This is a genomic window from Natronomonas sp., from assembly GCF_046710025.1.
GTDB lineage: Archaea > Halobacteriota > Halobacteria > Halobacteriales > Haloarculaceae > Natronomonas.
This window is the reverse complement of record NZ_JBKEGK010000190.1, coordinates 1-4,995: the sequence shown is the minus strand read 5'-3', so window position 1 is coordinate 4,995 and position 4,995 is coordinate 1. Positions and strand designations below refer to the sequence as shown.

Below are 4,995 nucleotides of genomic sequence, written 5' to 3'. Positions count from 1 at the left end.
CCCCGGACGTTTGCGCGGCCACAGACGATCCCGTATTCGGCGAGCGCGTCCGAGATCATCTCCGGAATCTCGAAATCGAGCGACGAGCGTCCGGTCATGACCACGAACGGCAGATGACGAATGTTTTCTGTCGGAGTGATAATGTTCAGCGCGCGCTCGGCGTTCTTGACGAATACGCGGCGTTTGGCCTGCTGGCGGACTCGCCGGATCTCCTCGGAGGACTTATCAATCGGAATCGGCCGCATCTCGTCGTCTTTGAGCAGAACGGTCCGACCGAAGAGCTCCGGATCGACCGGGTCGTCAAAGAAGTTCACCGTTCCGTCCTCCTGTCTGACGCTGAAAAGGGTCTCGACCTCCGCCGCGGGGTATATCTTGATCTCCTCGGCGAGTTCGCGGTCGTCGAGGCCGAGTTCGGAATCGATCAGCATCGTCACCATGTCGCCGGCCCCCGAGAGGTGGATCGAGTCGATGGCCTTCTCCTCGTCCATATAGGCGGCGTCGGTCGAACCGCCGCCCATGTCGAGGATCGCGACCGGGTGGTCGGTCCCGGGCGTCGTAAGCGACCCGAGAACAGCCATCTTCGCCTCGACACCCTGGATCAGAACCTCAGCCCCGAGTTCGGATTCGATCCCGTTGGCGATCTGTTGCATCGGGAGCTGTTGGGTCTTTACCATCGCGGCCAGGGCGACCGCGTTTTCCATGGAGTGCTCCCCGGCCACGGACCCCTCGACCTCTTGTGGAATCAACGTGTCGACGGCCATGATATCTCGGATCTCGATCGAGTCGACGGGCTGGCCCGTGACCTCTGCCATGCTGTCGCGGGCCCGGTTTAACATGCCGCCGATGTTTGAACCGCTCTCGCCTCTGACGTCGGCGACCGGCCAGTTGTCCATTACCGCCTCCATGATTCGAGACGCCCCCTCGTCGACCGGTACCTCGGTTTCGACCCCACGCTCGTCGACGATTCGCAGTTCGCCCGCCGGGATCGTCCGTTCCTCGACATCGCCCTCGGGGGTCTTGATCACCACAGCGGATTTGTTCCCAACCAGCGCTCGTGAGACCGGAATGATCTTTTGAGTCTCCTCCGGCGAGAGGTCGAACACCGTCGCGATTCCATAGGGGTTCGACAGTTCGTCTATCGTCTTGCCGCTCGTCTGCGGGGCCACCTCGACGGCCGCCCGCTGGTCGCGCGGGACATCGCCGATTTGTCCGACCTCGTCGACGATCGGGATCTCGACGTCGATGCGGTTGTCGATGAGAACGGCGTCGTCTCGCTGTACGATCGCGCCGTTGATCTCGTATCCTGCCGCCGACCACTCGTTGATCCTATTTGCCGCGACGGCGAAATCGACGGTCTCCGGGATCAAGAAGACGATCGGTTCGTCCGCCGGATACTCATCCATATCGGCGGTTATCTCCGTCGTCGTGCCCGTCCCAAGCCCCACGCCCCCCGGCGTCGAAGGATCGTGCCCGATCATCGTCGATTCGGTGATCACTGTTTCGGTGATCGTCTCCATCGCAACGTCACCGATGACCGGCGCCGCCTCGTTGAGAAGCACCCGGTCGATCTCTGAGGCGTCGATTCCGGCTTCCTTGCTCGCCTCTCTGAGTGCTTTAATTACACCCGGGACGTTCTTTTTCGTGCCTTTCAGCCCCGTCGTCCGGTAGAGAGCGTCCGAAACAAACGTCGTCTCGCCACTGCCCGAACGACGCAGAAGTGCAACCTCAGTGCTGGAGTTCCCGATGTCGACACCCGCAACGTAGCCCATACCACTAGTATCACAGGAAGAATAAAATAGGTTTCCATGAATGATACCGTTACCCACACCCGAGCGATCAGAACAGGTGGCTTCCGATCGGCGTCGCGGGGCCACCCACCGACCAGACCCGGGATTCGATCCCGAGCGACTCGACCCGTTCGGCGACCTGCGAGGCGTGCTCGGCCGTCGTATTGAGATACGCCGTTGCGCCGGTGTCCGATGAAAAGTACACCGGGACGCCCTCTGACCGGAGTTCCGAGGCGAGTTCCTTGAGCTGAACGGTCTCCGGTCGCCAGTAGAACCACGCATCCGGCCCCGTCATCGTCACCGCAAGGAGGTGCAAGGAGTCGCGCTCGGCGAGTCCGAAGGCCGCCTCGAAGTCACCGTCACACAGCGCCTGCTGCATCTCAGCGAGCGCATCATGGATGTATGCCAACCGACCGTCGAACAGTGTAGACGCCGGCGTCTCCTCATGAGCGCGTGTGGTGTGCTTGAACGACGGGACCACCCCGACGACGGTCCGGATATCGCTGTCGAACGACGCGTCGATGCGCTTGGCGACGCACCGGTTGGCGGTCGTGTCTGTCCGGAGCCGAGAGAACCCACCCGTGACGCTTCGTGCGGCCGACGGGGAGCCCCGCCGGGCAAGAGCCGACAGCTCCCGGCGCGTCAGTGACAGCTCCGCTGCCTCCGCCGCGGCGACCGCGAGCGCCGCGAACGCCGAGGCTGACGCCCCGAGACCGACGTTTGACTCGAACGTGTTCCGAGATTCGACCCGTGCCCCCTCGTCGATTCCGGCCGTCCGCCGGACGCGATCGAGCACCGTCGTGACGCGGTCGTATCCCTCCGAATCGACCGGCTCCCCGTCGACGAGACAAACATCCTCGTCGTGGCCGAATTCGACTGTCGTCTCCGTCTTCGAGGGGGCCGTACACATGGAAATAGAGTCGTGAGACGGGATATTCCGGGCTTCGTCGCGCAAGCCATGGTATTTTATGAGCCCCTGAATCGGGTGGGCGCGGGCGCTTGCCTTCATGCTGTGGGGGCGCAGTCCCGCGACGTCGTCTCGGTCCCGTCGGGAGTCATAGGTCAGTCCCGTCAAGCATCTCGTGGGTGATGTCTTCCTGTCGTAACTGCTCGATGATATCCGTGATTCCCACTGGGGTCGTGAGTACGAGCACGTCGAGTCCTTTCATGGCCGCCTCCGAAACGCTCTCGGGGACCCCGAGCGTGATATCCGGCTCGATCCCCGCCGCCTCCGCCGCCACGGTGGATTCGAGGCCGTTCGCTGCGACCCGCCCGTGTCTCTGGGCCTGCGTCGTAAGGCGATCCGAATCAACGCCGTTTTGCCCCCCGTTTTGTACCTCCGGAACGGTAACGACCGTCACCCGGCCGGGGTCGTACTCAACCATCCCGTCGACGCTCGTCACGCCGACGACCCCCCCTTCGTCCGCGTTCGTGACCGCAACCGCCGTCGCCGGGCCCGCTTGCCCCGGGACCGCGTGGAGTTTGCTTTCGCGCATTGAGAGCGAGACCTGTTGTCCTTCGTCTATTTGTTCCACTGCGATTGCGCTCTCGACCTCCGTGTCCCGAAGTATTTCCCGATCGACGTACTCAACCAGCTTCTCTAGTTCCTTCGTCCGCGAGAGTATCCAGTTGACGCCCTCCTTCGTGACCTCGTAGCGTCCTCGACCGTGCTTCTCGACATAGCCTTGCGTCTTGAGCTCCCGGAGGTAGTCGCTGACCGACTGGGGTGTGAGCCCGACCGCTTCAGCGATCTCGTTTTGATTGATCGCCGGCTGGTGTTTGATAATGCGTATAAGTATCTGAAAACGCGTCGCGCTCGGCTTGCTTGTAAATAGTTCTGGGTCGCTGCCCGGGCTCCCTTCGATCATCGCTTGATCGTCGTTTCGATGCCTCCCACAAATATGTTTTCCAGGGAACTGTATCAGCCGTCCGTGGGTGGTTCGGCACCTCGGCCGGTGTAAATATCATGTTTTTTAATAAAGGTTTATATCACTCACGACTAACCATTCACACGGACATATGCAAGTTTTCGGTTCACCGGATACGTACATCCAACAGCGGAACGCAATCGACTCGATCGGGGACCACGTCGAAACAATGGGGTCGACAGCCCTGTACGTCGCAAGCCCGACGGCGAAGAGACTCACCGAAGAGCCGGTGACAGCGAGTCTGAACGATGCCGGGATCGACGTCACCACCGAGAAGTTCGGCGGGGAGTGCTCGAAGGCGGAAATCGATCGTCTGTCGGCAATAGTCGGGGACATCGGCGCGGAGTTTGTCATCGGTGTGGGCGGCGGCAAAACACTTGACACGGCAAAAGCTGTCGGTGAGGCGTGTGACATCGACACTGTGGTCGTTCCAACGATTGCTTCGACTGACGCACCTTGCAGCGCGTTGTCGGTGGTATACACGAGCGACGGCGAGTTCGAAGAATACCGGTTTCTCTCGAAGCACCCGACGGCAGTGATTGTCGACACAGCCGTGATCGCCGAGGCGCCGACTGACCTGTTTGTCGCCGGGATCGGCGACGCGCTCGCGACCTGGTTCGAGGCCGACGCGACGTTCATCGCCGACGGCGATAACATTCTTTCGGGGAAGGATACCCTCGCTGGCCATCGTATCGCGCGTCTCTGTTACGAAACGGTTACCGAGCACGCACAGTCGGCTGTCGCCGCCGTCGAGAGCGACCGGGTTACCCAAAGCGTCGACAACGTCGTTGAGGCAAACACCCTCCTGAGCGGGATCGGTTTCGAGAGCGGCGGGCTGGCTGCTGCTCATTCGATTCACAACGGCCTCACGCAGGTTGAGGCGACCCACGGCGCGAAACACGGCGAGAAGGTGAATATCGGGACACTCACCCAGCTCGTTCTTGAGGGGCGCGACGACGAGTTCATACAGCAGGTGATTCGGTTCTCCCTCGACATCGGCCTCCCGGTAACACTCGCGGATATCGGGCTCGACAACCCAACCGACGAGCAGCTTGAGACGATCGCGACAGCGGCCTGTGCCGAGGCGGAGACGATCCACAACCACTCCTTCGAGGCGACACCGACGCTGGTCGCGGACGCGCTGATAGCAGCCGACAGGTTCGGCCAACAGATCTCGGCGACGTACGGCGACTCGACCACAGAGCAAGCGCCGTCAGCGGAGCCGTCGATGCCGGAAGCCGAGTGAGGCCGGCGCGGATAGCGACCGATAAAAGCCGAAT

The 4,995-nt window shown here is 61.7% G+C and carries 4 protein-coding genes; 1 reads left to right on the top strand and 3 read right to left on the bottom strand.

Features of this window, described 5'->3' with window-relative positions:
- From ACI944_RS11590 to ACI944_RS11580, 3 genes are all read right to left on the bottom strand, one after another.
- Positions 1-1,769 (bottom strand): diol dehydratase reactivase subunit alpha (locus ACI944_RS11590; RefSeq protein ID WP_411719215.1); only part of this gene is annotated, 1,769 nt, incomplete at its 3' end.
- Positions 1,770-1,836: 67 nt separating this feature from the next.
- The gene (locus ACI944_RS11585) at positions 1,837-2,796 is read right to left on the bottom strand and encodes a diphosphomevalonate decarboxylase (RefSeq protein ID WP_411719214.1); all 960 of its coding nucleotides are present in this window, start codon (positions 2,794-2,796) and stop codon (positions 1,837-1,839) included.
- Between the two features lie 46 nt (positions 2,797-2,842).
- A complete protein-coding gene (locus tag ACI944_RS11580; RefSeq protein ID WP_411719213.1) occupies positions 2,843-3,655 on the bottom strand; it encodes a winged helix-turn-helix transcriptional regulator in 813 nt (270 codons plus the stop codon).
- Between the two features lie 151 nt (positions 3,656-3,806).
- Here ACI944_RS11580 and ACI944_RS11575 point away from each other — a divergent pair, with 151 nt between their 5' ends.
- A complete protein-coding gene (locus ACI944_RS11575) occupies positions 3,807-4,961 on the top strand; it encodes a glycerol dehydrogenase (RefSeq protein WP_411719212.1) in 1,155 nt (384 codons plus the stop codon).
- The last annotated feature ends 34 nt before the right edge of the window (positions 4,962-4,995 follow it).